A 15,467-nucleotide genomic window follows, 5' to 3' on the forward strand; every position below is an offset into this window, starting at 1 on the left:
CTCAACGCTGCCTGAGCACAACGCCGTGGCTGTTGCCCTTGGCCGATGCCTGCTGCAGTGATTCGAGCGCAGCCCTGCCGAGCTTGCCCGTCCACATTACGACAGCATGGCAGGTGCCCGCGCTCAGGGCTCTCTCTGCCAGCTCCTGGGCCGGATATTCCGGCGTTGAGCGGAGCACCAGCAGCTCGCCAGCCACGATTCCGTGCATTTTCTGCCACTTGCTGACGAGCGCCTGGGGAGGATCGATCCAGGCCAGCCAGCGCTTCTCCTGGTTCAGCTGGGTGAGCATGGGCAACAGCAACTGGAAATTCTCCACCTGACCCTGCGGCAGGATGATCTCGGTCACGTTACCGGGGGCCTGGGAACCGGTGACACCCTCCGGCTCCGGGTTCCGCCGGGCACGGATAACCGTGCGTCGCTCGCGCGTGACATTCGCCGACATGGAACCGGACAGGGCATTCGGCTGGTAAGCGAGATTCTGGTTGAAGCTGAGTTGTTCCATAATTCACCCGTTATTCAAATGGTTCTGCCGTTGTCTGGGCCGATCAGTGCAGATCGGAGCGACGGATAACACCTACACCAAGCCCTTCGATGAACAGTTCCTGTTCGGCCAGGTCCACCTCAATCGGCGCAAATTCCTCGTTCTCGGCAATCAGGTAAACCTTGGAGCCCTCGCGTCGAAAGCGTTTCACGGTGACTTCGTCACCTACCCGGGCAACCACGATCTGGCCGTTGTGGACATCCTGGGTGCTGTGCACCGCCAACAGATCTCCGTCAAGAATCCCGATATCCTTCATGCTCATGCCACGCACCCTGAGCAGGTAATCGGCGGATGGCGAGAAAAACTCAGGCTGCAGTGTGCAGTGGTCTTCTATGTGCTCCTGGGCCAGGATCGGACTACCGGCTGCCACCTGCCCGATCACCGGCAACCCCAGATCCGCTTCCGCTTCCGGCAGTCGGATACCGCGACTTGCCCCGGGCACCATCTCGATGGCGCCCTTGCGGGCCAGCGCTCTCAGATGTTCCTCTGCCGCGTTGGCCGACCGGAAGCCCAGTTCCGACGCAATTTCGGCGCGGGTAGGCGGGTAACCGGTTTCATCAACGTATCGGCGGATGATGTCCAGTACCTGTGACTGTCTTGCTGTGAGCTTCATTGACCTACTCCGCTGGCTGAGGGCCTGAGTTCTGTCTTGACCGCTGTTTCAATGTCTTTACGAGCCTTTTCCAGGCCCTGTTTTTTTATACAGTAATCAGACTATATACAGTGTTTTATCCAGTGTAAAGCCGATCCGTCCAATTTCTTGCCCGCGCTTAACGGTGGTGTTCGCGGGTGTGTGTTATGGTGAACCAACGCCAACTCACACCAGGGAGTACCATGACACAGTCCAGAGCCTGCAGGATGCCGGATATTCTGAAGACACGGGAGGGAGACGACCGAAAGGTTGGCGTAGAAATTGAACTGTCGGGCCTTGGCTATGACGATCTGGTCGCGTTGTCGGCAAAGCTCCTGAAGGGCATTCCCGATCTCAGATCACGTTATGTGACCACCATTGAAACCGGGCTGGGTGAATTTACCGTTGAGCTGGACTCGGATCCCATCAAGGATCTGGATCTGACCGATGAACGACTTCCCGAATCCCTGCGCGAGTTCGGTGGCCAGGCGATGGATGTGATCGATGCCGCCGCAGAACGGATCGTGCCCCTTGAGATCGTCAGCCCACCGATCCCGTTTGCCAATCTCGGCGTGATCGAATCCCTGATGGACAACCTGAGGGAGGCCGGGGCCCTGGGCAGCCGGGAAGCCATCTACTTCGCGTTCGGTCTGCAGCTGAACCCCGAACTGCCGGACCTGCAGCCAGCTACCCTGGTTAGGTACTTCCAGGCATTTGCCGGGCTCTACGACTGGTTGAAACATCGACATCAGCTGGATGTCAGTCGCAAGTTCACCACCTACATCGAGCCATGGCATACCCGCTACACCGAGCTGCTGATGGAAGACGACTATCATCCGGATCTGTCGCAACTGATTGACGACTACCTGGAATACAATCCAACCCGGAACCGCGCCCTTGATCTGCTGCCCCTGTTTGCGCACCTCGACAGCGATCGCCTCGAACAGCACGTTCAGGACCCGCGCATCAAAAGCCGGCCCACGCTCCACTACCGCTTGCCCGACTGCGACATCAACAACCCCGACTGGCACTTTTCCACCGTGTGGAACGACTGGGTAGTGCTTGAACAACTGGCCAACCGCGCCGACGACCTCGCTGAGTTGCGGGCCCTGTTCCGGGAGCGCCGGAAACTGAGTCTCCACAACCTGACCCACAGCTGGCGGGAAACCATCGAGGACTGGCTGAGCAAGAAGGGCTATGTCTGAACGAAGGTTGGCAGAAGAGCCGGACGTACCCGGCCTGACCATTGGCATCAGCGGTCCCACACGAAAAAGCCTGGCTCACCGGCTTATCGGCCTGGGGCTTCGTCTACAGGGCGCGCGCACCTATTACATAAGGCCCGGCGCCCGTGTCGACGTGACCCTGCTGGACGGTCTGGTCCTCTCTGGTGGCACCCATGTGCATCCGGAACGCTTCGGACAGCAACCGCAGGTGAGCGCCCGCTATGACAGGAAACGGGATGCCACCGACCAGGCGCTTCTGGAAGGCGCAGAAGCCACCGGCATTCCAGTGCTCGGCATCTGCCGCGGGGCCCAGTTTATCAATGTGTTCCGGGGCGGATCCCTGTGCCAGAACGTCACGCCGCTGCGAGTGAACACCCGTCACCGGCCCCTGCTGTTGCCACTGCAAACCGTTCGCGTGGTCACCGCCAGCCGCCTGGAGCAGGCCATGGATTCGCCGGTTATCGGTGCCAACCGGATTCACAGCCAGGCCATCAAGCGGCTTGGCCGTGACCTCCGGGTGACGGCACTGGACAACGATCTGTTCGTCCAGGCCTTCGAAAACACCCGGGGGCAGTGGCTCATGGGTGTGCAGTGGCACCCGGAATACCTGTTGTACCACGGCGGACACCGGCGCATCTTTGCCCAGTTCGTGGCGGCCGCCCGCAAACTGAAACTGGCCCGGCTGGATCCGGATACCGGCGACATCTGACAATCGACGCGCAGATTCGCGCCCATAGGAGGCACACCATGTATCTACAGAAACTCAAACGGCGCCTCGGCGTCAGCCTTGTCCTGTTGGCGCCGGCATTGGCGGTAGCTGGAGAGGTCACACTCACGGGCGAGGGCCGGGTCCGCTATGAGCCCGACAGTGCCCGGCTGCAGTTTACCGCCAGCGCCGAGCATGCCCTGCCCCAGAAGGCCACCGAAAGGGTCGCCAGCCTCATGTCGCAGTGGCGTGAGGGCATTGCCGACTACCGGGACCGTCTTGAAGACTACAGCGATGCAACCGTTAATCTCTATACCCGCACCCTGCCACCGACAGACCGAAGCAAGGAGCCCGAGACGCGTGCGGTTGCCTCCCAGACCATCAGCTTCAGCATCAACGACCTCACCCTGCTCAATCCCCTGCTCCAGGAAGCCCAGGCCATCGGCCTGGACTACCATCTGGGGCCACACCAGTTCTTCCACTCCAACGAGACCGGACTGGAACAGGAGGCGCTGGCGCGGGCCATTGCCGATGCCAGGGCCCGCTGCCAATTCGTGGCGAAGCAGCTCGACCAGGGATGCGGCGAGGTCGTAACCATAAACATCAACGGCGGACATCGCCCCGCTCCCATGATGATGGCGGAGGCAAAGTCCGCCTCGGACAGCATTTCAAGCGTGGGCGAGCGGGAAATCGAGGCGTCGGTAAGCGCCACCTTCGAGCTGGAGTGACCCCCGGAGCCGGCGTGCGATCAGAAATCCCGCGTGTAGAAAATGTCCAGTGAAGCCGCCAGACCACTGGCGGCTTCGAGATAGAAGTACCGCCCCAGGTCGTAACGCAGAGCCACGGTGGTGATAGGCTCGAATATTCCGACGCCGTAGCGAACGCTCAGTTCATCGGTCAGGTAACCACTGGCCACTACAGATGTCTGTTCACCCGTACCCTCCGCTTCGAGGGTCAACTGGCGGATACCGAACTCCTCGCCGATCTGGCCGGTCACCTTGTTGGCCTGCGTCAGTCCCAGTGACAGGGCTGCACGACTCATCTGTCCCTCGTCGCCGCGGCTTTGCGGAGCACGACCCAGAATCACGTAGGACAGGGCATCGGTCTGCGGCATGTCCGGGTTGGAAAAGACCGTTGTCTCCGGCGACTGGACGGGGCCGCTCAATCGTATACCGGCGACCACCGTGCCCACCTTTCGAACCGCCTCGATGTCCAGATAGGGTTGCGTCAGATTGCCAACAAATAGCAGCCGCGCCTGTCTCAGCTCCAGCTCCTGGCCATAGGCCTCGTACTGACCGTTGACCAGCTGCAACGTACCGCGTGTGTCCATGTTGTCGCCAATTCGCAGCGCCCCTTCCAGATCCCCGGTTACACCAAAGGCGCTGAAGCTTACCTCATCCTCACCGACAATCACCCGCACGTCCATATTGAGGTTGGTAACGAGGGGCTCCTCCCGCTCAACCCCGACAATCACCTCATCTTCAGATACCGACACGGCCTGCGCAGGCAACCCCTTGATCTCGATGTTCCCCCTGGGCACTGCAATTTCCCCGGACACCATCAGGGTGCCGTCCCGGAATCGGATGGTAAGATCCGGCGCCACCTCCAGCTGGGCATAGGGCTCGATGTGGAATGGCACCCGGCTCCCGGAAATGATCACCTCTCCCCGGGGCGACTGCTCCCAGTCAATGTTCCCATCCAGCGTGGTCTGACTTCGGGCGTTACTCTGGATACGCCCGCTGATCTCGGCGGAATACCCCGACAGCTGAACGCTGGCGACCATCTCCTCGATCGGCACCGGCAATCGGGGGTCCGACACACTGCCACCCGTAAGGTGCAGTTCGCCGTTCACCGCCGGCTTCATCAGCGGGCCCGACAGCCGCCCCTGACCATCAATACGCCCGGCCACCTGGTCCAGCCCCGACAGCAATCCGGCAACGGCAATGTCGAGGTTCTGGAGTCGAAACTCGCCATCCACCGTCCGGTCCGGAGCGGTCGGATCCAGCCCCAGATCCAGGCCAAATTCCCCTACCCCGGGACCGGAGAGGCGCATGGCCAGGTCGGCCTGCTCCGGACGGAGGGTGAGCTCCGTCGACAACACGTTGTAGGACAGCGTCTCCCACTCGCCGTCCACCAGAATCTCGAACTGGCCGTCGCCCGCATCCAGGAAAACCCGTCCGTCCGGCCCCCGGTCGGTGGTGGTGAACTCGATGGTGCCGTCAATCCTGGCATCCCATCGCAGGGTGTCGGGAAGCACTGGCGCCAGGGCAAGCGCGGGGAACCGTTGGATGGTGTAGGCAATACGGGGCACAGGAAGCAGGGTCTGGTCATCGGCGCACACTGAACTTTGCTGCCAGCGCCAGCAGTGCTGGCCGAAGGTCAGTTCACCGGCCTCATAGGCCAGCGCTGCCGGCGACGCCAGTTGCCAGACCTGGGATTGCTCGGGTACCCGGATCTCACCACGCGCCAGCGCACCCTGCCAGCCCTGCCAATCCTTCGGTGCGCCCCCTTCGAGAACAAGCTCAACATTCGCTTCCGGGTGGTCAACGGCGAGGCGAACGGAGTGTTGCTCACGGGTACCCTGCACCTCAAGGGCGGCGGTATCCAGCACCTGACCGAACCCGCGCAGCTCGGCAAGCTCCAGCCTTCCGTCCAGGCGCTGGCCCGTTTTGAGGACCGCCTCCAGATTCAGTGCATCGATGGCGACCTGATCCTGCCAGCGCATCTGCTGGCCGTTCACCATTAACGTCCCGGTGGGGTTCTCTGGCGTGCCGCCTGCGGTCAGCTCAGTCTCCAGGGCACCTCCCAGTCCCGGCAGCAACAGTTCCGGCGTCGGCAGGCTCAGGGCCAGATCCCCGGCCAGGGTGTCGCCCCAGGTGCCTGAACCCTCAACCCGGTTCTCGCCGACTACCAGCGCAAGATCCGACAACGTCCAGTTGCCGGATGACGTGTCCAGCAAGCCAGACAATGAAGCCTCGTTGGAGCGCCATGTTCCGTCCAGTTGCCAGGATGCGGTGAGGTCCGGAATACGGTTTTCGCGAAGCTGCCCGCTACTGGCGACGTCGCCACTGAGACTCGCCTCAAGTACCGGAACCCAGTAACCGGGATTGAAATCCTGCAACTTCAGAGCAGCATCCCAGGACAGCGGGCCCGCGAACTGGACCGATCCTTTGCCCGCCAGTGCGCCGGCACCGGTGGTGGCTGACAGGTCGGTCAGCGTCACCTGCTCCATGTCACCGTTCACCTTCGTCGCCAGGGTGGCCGTACCCTGGGGACTGTCCACTTCGGCAGTCAGATCCGCCTGGTAGCGACCATCACTCCAGGACACGTTGCCGTCCAGGGCCTTCAGATTCACCGGCGGCGCCTCTAACCCGGGAACCAGCGTATACCACGGAAATTCGCGCAGGCGCAGGTTGGCGCCCGCCTTCAGGCCCTCCTGCCAGCTCACCTGGCCACTGGCAACGGCGCTACCCTGACCCTCGCCAGTTGCGCTCCGGGTGTTCAGCTCAATCCGGATATCGCGAGCGTCCCGGGTGGTCACCTTCCCCTGTAGCGCCAACTGCACGGGTCCCGCCGTGCCCGGCAACCGCGCCTCACCCCGCGTCTGGAAACCGTCGGCAAGGCTGCCACGGGCCTCCAGAAACCAGTCATGCAACACCAGGGTATCGGGCATGGCGGTCACCGGCTGGAACCGCTCCGAATTGATCCGCGCCCGTGCCGGAAGTGAGGGATCCAGCGGCGCCACCCGCCCGGTCAGCTGAGCCTCCAGATAGCCGCTGCTGCGGGCCGACACCTGCACATCGCGAACTGTGCCCGACAGGCGAGCGTCGATAGTCCACTGATCACCTTCAGGTGGCGGCAGCGTGGCGGTAACATCCAGCGAGACCGGCCAATCCCGCCGGGTTTCAACGCGTCCCGAGGCAGAGACGGTGTAGTCCCCGAGCCGGTACCACACCCGGTCGATTTGCCAATCGGCACCGGACCCGCCAGCATCCAGTTCAAACCGGTCCCACACGGTATTACCGTTGAACGTAAAGGGTCCCAGACGCACGCCATCTATCCGGATCCCGAGGGGGAGATCAATGCCGGGTAGTGCGACGGCACTGCCGCCGTCGGCCGAAGGTTCTGCCGGCGGTAACTGGGTGACACTCAGCGCCTCCGCTTTGAGCTGATCAACACACAGCTGCTTCTGGAACAGGCAGGACGGCGACCAGTCCACGAGGGGCGACTGCACCACGACTTCCACGCCATAGCCGCGCCAGACCAGACGCTGGGCCTGCCACTGACCGAACAGCGAACCGCGATCGGCTTCCACCTGAAGACCGGGCACCTGATCGATCACCCAGGCCGTGCCGGTCTCGGACCGAAGGGCCAGCAGCACCGCGCTCAACAACAGAAGCGGCACCAGCAACAGCAGCCCCAGACACAGCAATAACCAGAACCGCAGCCCACGACTGCGCCGGGGAGCAGGCTTGCTGTCTGGTGTGTCCGGGGTCTGTGTCACAACTCGGGCCCCATGGAAAAGTGAATTCGCCAACCACCGCCAAACTCAGGGTCCAGGCCTTTTGCCACATCCAGGCGCAGGGGACCGACCGGACTGATCCAGCGAATCCCGACGCCCGCGCCGGTGGCGAGAGGATCGTTGACATCATTGACGGCATTGCCGTGATCCACAAACAGCGCCGCCCGCCACTTGTCAGCAAACTGATACTGGTACTCGGCGCTGGCCACCATCAGGAAGCGGCCACCGACCGGCACGCCGTTCTCGTTCTCGGGCGAGAGCGTCTCATAGCCATAGCCACGCACACTCTGGTCGCCGCCGGCAAAAAATCGCAGGGAAGGCGGCACATCCTCGAACCGGTTGGTGGCCACGGCGCCAGCCTGGACCCGCCCCAGGAAACGGTGCTTCTCGGCCAGCGTGAACAGACCCTTGGCAAGGGCGTTAACGTGCAGGATATCCACGTCCGATAACAACGCCCTGTGCGAGCCGGTCATATCCAGCTGCAATCGATAGCCCCGGGAGGGATCCAGCGGCGAGTCCGCATGAATGCGGGAATAACCGGCGCCTGGCAGGAACAGTGAGCTGGTGCCAGTTTCGTCGTTTCCAATGTTGAACCGCTCCCCTTCCCAGCGTAGTGACAGAACCTGCAGCCAGCCACTGTCCAGCTGATGCTGCCACTGCTGGCCGAGGGTCAGCAGTTCCGATTCGACGTTCTCTATATCCTCCCGCTGGTAACCAGCAGTCAGGCGGATCAGATCTGTCATCGGCGGATCCAGGGGCAGCTCGTACCAGGTGCTCAGATTCTGCCGGGGTACGGACAGCTCGGTTTCGGCCCCGCGCTTGTGGCCCATCGGATTGATCCAGTGCTCCCGCCAGGTCCCGCGAAAGCGCGGCCCCACGTCAGTGGAGAAGCCCACACCGGCCGCCACCGAGCGCGCCTCGCGTCGCTCAAGGGCCACCGTAACCGGAATCACCCCGTTCTCGGCCTGGGACGGAGAAGCGTCTATATCAACGCCCCGGAAATAGCCGCTGCTCCGCAGATCGCGATTCAGCTTGGCGATTTCATCGGAATGAAAGGGCGTGCCTGGCTCAAACGTTACGAAATCCCGCAGCAAGTCCAGCTCGAACCAGTGTCCCTCCTCGAAACTCACCTCGCCCAACCGATAACGGTCACCGCTTTCATAGACCAGTGTGATTTCAGCGCTGCGCCGGTCCGGGTCCACCCTCAAGGTCCGCGTCTCAAACCGGCCGTCGAAATAGCCACGTCGGCGCGCCCGGTTTTCTATGGTATTGCGCAGAGTGGCGTACTCGCCGTGGTTGAGAATGTCACCTTCCGCTGGGTGGGCGGGGAGGTTGGCGGTAAACGCCTCATCATCGGCCGCGGCGCCCCGTATCTCCACCACCCGGCTTGTCACCCGCACCGGCTCTCCCGGGTTTATGGTCAAAACCAGCGTCGCCGTATCCTCGGAATCGCCCGCTTCAACAGTCCAGGTGATCAGCGGCGAATAGTAACCCAGGGCCCTGAGCGCTTTGCGGGCCTGATCAACGGCCGTGGGCGCAAAACGCCTCAGGTTACCCTCGCTCCGTCCTTCCACCTCGCCAATAAACGCCTCTGCGTTGTCCTTGAGCGCCGGGTAGTCGCCCTCCATCCTGATCTCCACCTGCTGCGCCAGCACCGGAAAGGACAGGCAGCACAGCCAGGCTGCAAGAAGCCGGACGAAGCCAGTTGGTACCTTATGATGGATTGACTGCATCCGGGCGTTCAACGTTGGTGAGTGCGAGGAGGATTTTCGTTCATGGAAAGGAGTTTACTGGCAGTGGGTGACCGAAATCCACGCTGAGTCGTGCGCCGCTCATAAATACGCTAACCTGTCAGAGACTTAGCACACAACCAGGCGCAGGCGAATGCTGAAAATAAACCGCGAGAACCTGAAATCCAGCCACCAGTTGATCTGGTTCGTCATCGACTTTCTGATGCTGGGTCTTTTGATCATCAACCTGGCCTTCATCATCTGGGATTCCATCTACAACTTCGTGGCGGTCCAGAGCCTGCTCAAAGAGCACGCGCCCACGCTTCAGTCGCTCTACCATCCCATCCACGAACGCTTCATTTTCTACGACCTGATTTTTGTCTCCATTTTTCTGGGTGAATTCTTCCTGCGCTGGGGCTATGCCGTGAAGGCGAAGGTCTACGACCGCTGGTATTTCTATCCATTTATACACTGGTACGATCTGGTGGGCTGCATTCCGGTCGGCAGCCTGCGTTTCCTGAGGATTCTCCGGGTGATCTCGATCATTTACCGGCTGCACCAGTACAAGATCATCGACATTACCAACACGCGCATCTACCGGTTTATCAATTTTTATTACGAAGCATTCATGGAGGAGCTGTCGGACCGGATCGTGCTCAAGGTTCTGAGCGGTGTCCAGCAGGAAGTGAAGCGAGGCTCACCGCTCTTCGAGAAGATTCAGGACGACATTCTTTACCCGAGACGGGACATGTTATCCGACTGGATTTCGCAGCGGGTAGCCGAGGCCGCGCAGCAGGGCTATGTGCCCAACCGGGGGGCCCTGCGGAGCTACCTGGAGGATCGGGTCGACCATGCCCTGAAACAGAACCTTGAGTTATCCCGCCTGAAATACCTTCCCGTGGTGGGGCCGACCATCCAGGAGACCCTCGAGGAAGCGGTTGGCGACATCGTCGCCAACGTCATCCACCAGATCCTGGAAGATCTCGCCTCGGCATCCAACCACGCATTCATCGAAGACATCGTAAATGTTTTCCTGCCCTCTCCCGACGACGTTCGGGCCAACCAGGCCCAAAATGAAGCGCTGATCAACCTGATTATTGAGATCATTGAAGCCATCAAGGGCCAGGTCAAAGTCAAACACTGGCGAGCCGAACTGCCCTGATCCAGAGAGTTATTGCAAGCGACCAACAACAAGAGAATACCCATGGATTCACTGCATTATCAGTCGGCCCACACGCTTCTTGAACAACTGGACACCGGCGCCCTGTCCAGTGAAGAACTGACTCGCGCCCTGCTCGAGCGGATCCGGGAGGTGAACCCGCAAGTCAACGCCATTATCACCCTGGACGAACAGCAGGCACTGGCCAGTGCCCGCCAGGCCGACGCTTCCCGTGCCGCCGGGCAGGTAAAAGGCCCGCTGCACGGCTTACCCCTGACCATCAAGGACACCTGGGAAGTCGCCGGCATGACCTGCACCGCCGGGGCATCGCCGCTACGGGACCACAAACCCGGGCGCCACGCCGATGTTATCGCGCAACTGGAAAACGCCGGGGCCATTATCCTGGGCAAGACCAACGTGCCCATCTATGCCACCGACCTGCAGAGTTACAACAAACTCTTCGGGGTCACCAACAACCCCCATAATCCGGCCCATACGCCCGGTGGCTCCTCGGGCGGCGCCGCCGCTGCGCTGGCCGCGGGCATGACACCGCTGGAAGTAGGCAGCGACCTGGCCGGTTCCATTCGGACCCCTGCCCATTTCTGTGGCGTGTTCGGCCACAAACCCTCCCGCTCGCTGGTGTCTTTTCGCGGCCATATCCCCGGACCACCCGGCACCCAGTCCCAGCCCGACCTGGCAGAAGGCGGCCCCATGGCCCGCAACGCCCGGGATCTGGAACTGTTGCTCAAGGTGATTGCGGGCCCCCGGGCGGACCAGCAGCGCAGCTGGGCCCTCAAGCTTGCGCCCGCGTCGGTAACCAGCCTGGATCAGGCCCGGGTGGGGTTGTGGCTTGAGGATCCGCTGTGCCCGGTGGAACCGGAACTGACAGAGGCCTACCGTCATCTGGGTACCGCCCTTGCCGACCGCGGCGCCCTGGTAACCGAGGCCCGGCACCCTTTGCTGGCTCTGGAGCACATCCTGCCGGCGTATTTCAATTTGCTGGGCAGTCTGCTCAGCACCTCGCTCAAGCCGTCCCAGCGTCGACAGATGAAATGGATTGCCCGGCTCGAACCCTGGCTCAAGTTCCTGGGCCCCGCCACAGCCTGCATCGGAGAATACGGCCGGGGCGTGAACCAGCCGGTTCACCAATGGATGGCGTGGAGTGAAATGCGCGAGAAAATGCGCGCCCAGATCGAATCCCTGTTTCAGGAAGTGGATGTCCTGCTGACGCCGGTTACACCGACCACGGCCATCCGCCACGACCATTCGAACCCGGTGTTCAAACGACGAATTACCGTGGCGGGCAAACCGAGGGCCTACCTGGACCAGTTCTGCTGGATCGCCCTGGCCACCCTGCTCGGCCTGCCGGCTACCTCGGTGCCCCTTGGACGGGCAAAAAACGGGCTGCCCTACAACGTGCAGGTTATCGGCGCGCCGGGAATGGATCTGACAACCATTGGGTTTGCCGGACTGCTCGAAGAGGCGGGACTGGCAGGATTTGTTAAACCGGAGGGGTATTGAGAAACAACAGTGCCCGCTAGAAACAATAAAGCCCGCATAAGCGGGCTTTATTCAAAAGATGGTAGCGGGGGCTGGATTCGAACCAACGACCTTCGGGTTATGAGCCCGACGAGCTACCAGACTGCTCCACCCCGCATCAAACTGGTTGTTTCTCGGGGAAGCCCCCGATCAACGTGGCGCGCATGATAAGGGGTGAGGTCGCCCCTGTCAAAGGAAACCTCAGCCTGGCCGGAAACTTATCGCTCGAGAATCGCCGTTACCCCCTGGCCGCCGGCAGCGCAGATGGAAATCAGGCCGCGACCGCTGCCTTTCTCCTCCAGCAATTTGGCGAGGGTGGCCACGATACGCGCGCCGGTAGCAGCAAACGGGTGTCCCGTAGCCAGGCTGCTGCCTTTCACATTCAGCTTGTCCCGGTCGATGCTGCCAAGCGGCTTATCCAGCCCCAGCCGCTCCTTACAGAAAGCCGGATCCTCCCAGGCTTTCAGGGTACAGAGCACCTGGGCGGCAAAGGCCTCGTGAATTTCATAGAAATCGAAATCCTGCAGAGTCAGGCCGGCCTTTTCCAGCATCCGGGGCACAGCGTAGGTGGGCGCCATCAGCAAGCCTTCTTTCTTGTCGACAAAATCCACCGCGGCCACCTCGGAGAAGGTCAGCCAGGCCTTCACCTCAAGGTTTTGCGCCTTGGCCCATTCCTCGCTGGCCAGCAGCACGCAGGAAGCGCCATCGGTCAGCGCGGTGCTGTTGGCGGCAGTCATGGTGCCATTCTCCCGGTCGAACACTGGCTTGAGCGTCGCCAGCTTCTCGAGGGTGGTATCCGGACGCAGCACATTGTCCTTCTCCAGCCCCGCCAGCGGCGTCATCAGATCGGCAAAGAAGCCTTCCTCATAGGCTTTCGCCAGCTTCTGATGACTCGCCCACGCCAGCTTGTCCTGATCCTCCCGGGGAATGGCCCACTCCTTCGCCGTAACCTGGGCGTGCTCACCCATGGACATCCCGGTGCGAGGTTCGCCGTTCTGCGGAATCTCAGGTTTCAGATGCGCCGGCCGGAACCGCGCCAGAATTTTCAGTCGCTCGCCAGCAGTCTTCGCGCGATTCAGATCCAGCAGAATCTCCCGCAACCCCTCACCCACGCCGATGGGCGCATCTGAGGTGGTGTCGGTGCCACCGGCAATACCACACTCGATCTGCCCCAGGGCAATCTTGTTGGCCACCAGAATAGCCGCCTCAAGCCCCGTTCCGCAGGCCTGCTGAACATCATAAGCCGGCGTCTCCGGCGCCAGACCGCAGCTCATCACCGCCTCACGGGTAAGATTGAAATCCCGCGAATGCTTGATCACCGCACCTGCGGCCACCTCACCCAGGCGCTGCCCCTCCAAACCATATCGGTCCACCAGCCCACGCAGCGCTGAGGTCAGCATCTCCTGGTTGCTGATCTTGCTGTAAGCGGTATTGGAGCGGGCAAACGGAATGCGGTTGCCCCCAATAACCGCCACCCGACGAACGCCGGCCGGCGCGGCCGAGGCTTTCTTCGATGAACTGGTCTTCTTTCGCGGAGTCTTTGATGCTTCTGCCATAATCAATCCATTCCTCTTGGAGATAACCGTGATGCTCGAGGGATCATTGGGAGTTCACTTCCCAAAACCGTGGAGCGCCAAGGATGGCGCGACCGAGCCCTACATGGATGTATTCACGGGCGTGTTTTGGGAAGTGAACTCCCAATGATTCCCACACCCGGGTGAAAATTCTATTCGCAACAGTCTAGCGTGAACGCCCAACGCCTCATTGGCACCCCTGACAACACCCTACAGGCATTGAGTCAATCCAAAAACTGGCCGATTCTTTAACCTGTAGGACGATTCGTAATCCGTCACTCGACTGCAACCACAAGGAACCGCAATGTCTGATCTCTACCTGAGGATAGTCAACACCCCCGTAGGCAAGACCGCAGCCCAGTCCCTGGGCCTGCCCGCCCCGGTGCCCCTGAAACGACTCAAGCGCACCGACCAACCGTTTATCGAGGGCGACGTGCTGATCGGTGCCGCCAACGGCGGCAAGGCCATTGCAGCACTGGGCGCCACGCTCGGCGCAAGCGCGGCAACACTTCACCACGCCAACGGCAGCGACCGCCTGAACGACTCCGCCAAGGCCGGCAACAAGGCCCAGCCAATGGATCTCGCCTCCGAGGTATCACAAAAATTCAGCGCCCTGGTTTTCGATGCCACCGGCATCCGTAACCCGGAGGAGCTTCGGGCACTGTACGACTTCTTCCATCCCACCATCAAAAAGCTGGGCAAAAACGCGCGCGTGCTGGTGGTTGGGCAGAACCCGGCCAGCTGCCGAAAGGCACCACAGGCAGCCGCCCAGCAGGCACTGGAAGGCTTCGTGCGCAGCGTTGGCAAAGAAATCGGCAAGAAAGGCGCCACCGCCAACCTTCTATGGATGGCACCAGGCGCGGAAAAGCAGCTGGACTCCAGCGTCCGCTTTTTCCTCTCGGCCCGCTCGGCCTATGTCTCCGGACAGGTGGTCCGTGTCAGCAAAAGCGAGCCGGCGTCGGCAACCAACCCGGTGGCGCCCCTGAGCGGAAAGGTTGCGTTGGTCACAGGCGCCTCACGGGGCATTGGCGCCGCCATCGCCCAGACCCTGGCCCGGGACGGCGCCACCGTAATCGGCCTCGACATCCCGCCAGCGCTGGAAGAGCTTGAAAAAGTCACAAGCGCCATCAAGGGCAAGGCCCTGGCGTGCGACATCACCGATGACAAGGCGCCGAAGCTGATCGCAGACTTTGTTGAAGAGCATTTCGGCGGAGTGGATCTGGTTATCCATAATGCCGGCATCACCCGGGACAAAACCCTCGGCAACATGCCGGAACATTTCTGGGACATGACCATTGCCGTGAACCTTTCAGCCGAAGAACTGATCGACGAGGAACTGGCCAAGCGGGAACTCCTGAGAGCCAACGGCCGGATTGTCTGCATCTCGTCCATCAGCGGCATTGCCGGTAACTTTGGCCAGACCAACTATTCAACGGCCAAGAGCGGCGTGATCGGCTATGTCGAGGCAATGGCCCGGCAGGTCAAGAATGGCGTGACCATCAATGCCATTGCTCCAGGCTTCATCGAAACCCAGATGACCGCCGCCATGCCGCTGACCATCCGAGAAGCTGGCCGAAGGATGAACAGCCTGTCTCAGGGCGGACTGCCCGTGGACGTGGCAGAGGCAATTGCCTGGTATTGCAGCCCTGCGTCCGGCGGGGTGAACGGTAATGTTGTGCGGGTGTGTGGGCAGTCTCTGATCGGCAAGTAACGTTACACCTGGATCGTGGTGTCGGATTACGCCTTCGGCTAATCCGACCTACGGGACTGGGCGTCGGATCATGCCTTTGGCTGATCCGGCTCCTCGAGCACAAAACACAAGCACAAAAAAAGGGCCAATCC

General features: G+C 61.4%; 11 protein-coding genes and 1 tRNA gene. 6 read left to right on the forward strand and 6 right to left on the reverse strand.

Features of this window, described 5'->3' with window-relative positions; genetic code table 11:
* Position 1 precedes the first annotated feature (1 nt).
* The gene (locus AC0J1C_RS11515; protein ID WP_473044004.1) at positions 2-502 is read right to left on the reverse strand and encodes a cell division inhibitor SulA; all 501 of its coding nucleotides are present in this window, start codon (positions 500-502) and stop codon (positions 2-4) included.
* Between the two features lie 43 nt (positions 503-545).
* Positions 546-1,154 (reverse strand): transcriptional repressor LexA, encoded by a 609-nt coding sequence (lexA, locus tag AC0J1C_RS11520; RefSeq protein ID WP_473044005.1) that lies wholly within the window; start codon positions 1,152-1,154, stop codon positions 546-548.
* A 221-nt stretch (positions 1,155-1,375) separates the two neighbouring features.
* Here lexA and AC0J1C_RS11525 point away from each other — a divergent pair, with 221 nt between their 5' ends.
* The 3 genes from AC0J1C_RS11525 to AC0J1C_RS11535 are packed head-to-tail and all read left to right on the forward strand — an operon-like array spanning position 1,376 to position 3,829.
* Complete coding sequence (locus AC0J1C_RS11525; RefSeq protein ID WP_473044006.1) at positions 1,376-2,377, forward strand: amidoligase family protein; 1,002 nt, start codon at positions 1,376-1,378, stop codon at positions 2,375-2,377.
* Complete coding sequence (locus AC0J1C_RS11530) at positions 2,370-3,104, forward strand: gamma-glutamyl-gamma-aminobutyrate hydrolase family protein (RefSeq protein WP_473044007.1); 735 nt, start codon at positions 2,370-2,372, stop codon at positions 3,102-3,104. Before AC0J1C_RS11525 ends, AC0J1C_RS11530 begins: the two co-directional genes overlap by 8 nt.
* 38 nt (positions 3,105-3,142) lie before the next feature.
* Positions 3,143-3,829 (forward strand): SIMPL domain-containing protein, encoded by a 687-nt coding sequence (locus tag AC0J1C_RS11535; RefSeq protein ID WP_473044009.1) that lies wholly within the window; start codon positions 3,143-3,145, stop codon positions 3,827-3,829.
* A gap of 20 nt (positions 3,830-3,849) precedes the next feature.
* Here the strand turns inward: AC0J1C_RS11535 and AC0J1C_RS11540 are convergent, their stop codons facing one another.
* Positions 3,850-7,605 carry a translocation/assembly module TamB domain-containing protein gene (locus AC0J1C_RS11540; RefSeq protein WP_473044010.1) on the reverse strand — a complete coding sequence of 1,252 codons (3,756 nt, stop codon included), beginning with the start codon at positions 7,603-7,605 and terminating at the stop codon, positions 3,850-3,852.
* On the reverse strand, positions 7,602-9,356 hold the full coding sequence (locus tag AC0J1C_RS11545) for an autotransporter assembly complex protein TamA (RefSeq protein ID WP_473044011.1): 1,755 nt from the start codon (positions 9,354-9,356) through the stop codon (positions 7,602-7,604). The genes AC0J1C_RS11540 and AC0J1C_RS11545 overlap by 4 nt, the downstream gene beginning before the upstream one ends.
* Positions 9,357-9,507: 151 nt before the next feature.
* Between AC0J1C_RS11545 and AC0J1C_RS11550 the strand changes: the two genes are divergently transcribed.
* Both AC0J1C_RS11550 and AC0J1C_RS11555 read left to right on the forward strand, forming a co-directional pair.
* Positions 9,508-10,515, forward strand: a complete 1,008-nt coding sequence (locus AC0J1C_RS11550; RefSeq protein WP_473044012.1) for a hypothetical protein — start codon at positions 9,508-9,510, stop codon at positions 10,513-10,515.
* A gap of 42 nt (positions 10,516-10,557) precedes the next feature.
* Positions 10,558-12,033, forward strand: a complete 1,476-nt coding sequence (locus AC0J1C_RS11555) for an amidase family protein (RefSeq protein ID WP_473044013.1) — start codon at positions 10,558-10,560, stop codon at positions 12,031-12,033.
* 59 nt (positions 12,034-12,092) lie between these two features.
* Here AC0J1C_RS11555 and AC0J1C_RS11560 read toward each other — a convergent pair.
* A tRNA-Met gene (locus AC0J1C_RS11560) sits at positions 12,093-12,169 on the reverse strand.
* Between the two features lie 100 nt (positions 12,170-12,269).
* Positions 12,270-13,607: an acetyl-CoA C-acetyltransferase gene (locus AC0J1C_RS11565; RefSeq protein WP_473044014.1), complete on the reverse strand. Its 1,338-nt coding sequence runs from the start codon at positions 13,605-13,607 to the stop codon at positions 12,270-12,272.
* 322 nt (positions 13,608-13,929) lie between these two features.
* On the opposite strand from AC0J1C_RS11565, the gene AC0J1C_RS11570 reads away from it, so the two are divergent.
* Positions 13,930-15,336: a 3-oxoacyl-ACP reductase gene (locus AC0J1C_RS11570; RefSeq protein ID WP_473044015.1), complete on the forward strand. Its 1,407-nt coding sequence runs from the start codon at positions 13,930-13,932 to the stop codon at positions 15,334-15,336.
* The last annotated feature ends 131 nt before the right edge of the window (positions 15,337-15,467 follow it).

This window comes from Marinobacter sp. E2 (genome assembly GCF_055755345.1).

What these genes read in the sequence shown, in the direction of transcription:
- AC0J1C_RS11565 (WP_473044014.1), bottom strand. Translation starts at nt 13,607, where the DNA reads ATGGCAGAAGCATCAAAGACTCCGCGAAAGAAGACCAGTTCATCGAAG.
- AC0J1C_RS11550 (WP_473044012.1), top strand. Translation starts at nt 9,508, where the DNA reads ATGCTGAAAATAAACCGCGAGAACCTGAAATCCAGCCACCAGTTGATC.
- AC0J1C_RS11570 (WP_473044015.1), top strand. Translation starts at nt 13,930, where the DNA reads ATGTCTGATCTCTACCTGAGGATAGTCAACACCCCCGTAGGCAAGACC.
- lexA (WP_473044005.1), bottom strand. Translation starts at nt 1,154, where the DNA reads ATGAAGCTCACAGCAAGACAGTCACAGGTACTGGACATCATCCGCCGA.
- AC0J1C_RS11515 (WP_473044004.1), bottom strand. Translation starts at nt 502, where the DNA reads ATGGAACAACTCAGCTTCAACCAGAATCTCGCTTACCAGCCGAATGCC.
- AC0J1C_RS11535 (WP_473044009.1), top strand. Translation starts at nt 3,143, where the DNA reads ATGTATCTACAGAAACTCAAACGGCGCCTCGGCGTCAGCCTTGTCCTG.
- AC0J1C_RS11555 (WP_473044013.1), top strand. Translation starts at nt 10,558, where the DNA reads ATGGATTCACTGCATTATCAGTCGGCCCACACGCTTCTTGAACAACTG.
- AC0J1C_RS11530 (WP_473044007.1), top strand. Translation starts at nt 2,370, where the DNA reads ATGTCTGAACGAAGGTTGGCAGAAGAGCCGGACGTACCCGGCCTGACC.
- AC0J1C_RS11545 (WP_473044011.1), bottom strand. Translation starts at nt 9,356, where the DNA reads ATGCAGTCAATCCATCATAAGGTACCAACTGGCTTCGTCCGGCTTCTT.
- AC0J1C_RS11525 (WP_473044006.1), top strand. Translation starts at nt 1,376, where the DNA reads ATGACACAGTCCAGAGCCTGCAGGATGCCGGATATTCTGAAGACACGG.